Raw genomic sequence first — 932 nt, forward strand, 5'->3', positions numbered from 1 at the left:
AGCTACACTTTTGATGCGATGACAAGTTACATGGACACCCACCCAAAATCGTAGGTATTTCAGTCTGGATTTTTGGGTGGGTGATGTGATGGACGCTTCTAAATCGGCGTTAATGCGCCACCCTGATAGACAACGACTACAACGACTACAACGACCTGACGGGTTGTAAAACCAGCACCAAAGATCTTGATCGGGGCAACTGGCAATACACCTACAATGCATTGGGGAAAGTTACAAGGACACCCACCCAAAATCGTAGGCATTTCAGTCTGGATTTTTTGGGGGTGATGTGATGGACGCTTCTAAATCGGCGTTAATGCGCCTCCCTGATAGACAACGACTACAATGACCAGACGGGTCGTAAAACCAGCACCAAAGATCTTGATCGGGGCAACTGGCAATACACCTACAATGCATTGGGTGAGCTGCTTACGCAAACCGATGCCAATGGCGATAAGCTGAGCTTTGAGTACGACGCGCTTGGTCGTAAAACCACACTAAAAATTAATAATGTGGTTGATAGCGAGTGGCATTACAACACCAGCCAACCCTGGCGTCTGGACCAGGAGGTGCGTGGCCGCTGGTCGCGGTCATACCTGTATGACGGGCTGGGGCGCCAGGTAGCGTCGGTCACTGATTTAGAAAGTGCTCTGAGCTGTAAAGATCAAGTCAGCTATGAAGAGTTACAAGGACACCCACCCAAAATCGTAGGCATTTCAGTCTGGGTTTTTGGGTGGGTGATGTGGAGTTAACATGGGAGTTAACATGGACACCCACCCAAAATGCAGTTACAGAAGTTACAAGGACACGACCCAAATTCGTAGGCATTTCAGTCTGGATTTTTTGGGGGGGTGATGTGGTGGACGCTTCTAAATCGGCGTTAGTGCGCCACCCTGATATGCAAGTTACAATGCAGTTACAAGGACACCCAC

At 49.0% G+C, this 932-nt stretch carries 1 protein-coding gene; it reads left to right on the top strand.

Annotated features, from left to right (window positions below; genetic code table 11):
* Window positions 1-416 precede the first annotated feature (416 nt).
* Window positions 417-752, top strand: a complete 336-nt coding sequence (locus CWB99_RS23195; protein WP_249332085.1) for an RHS repeat domain-containing protein — start codon at window positions 417-419, stop codon at window positions 750-752.
* Window positions 753-932 lie beyond the last annotated feature (180 nt).

Source organism: Pseudoalteromonas rubra, assembly GCF_005887095.1.
In the GTDB taxonomy this organism is placed as follows: domain Bacteria; phylum Pseudomonadota; class Gammaproteobacteria; order Enterobacterales; family Alteromonadaceae; genus Pseudoalteromonas; species Pseudoalteromonas rubra_E.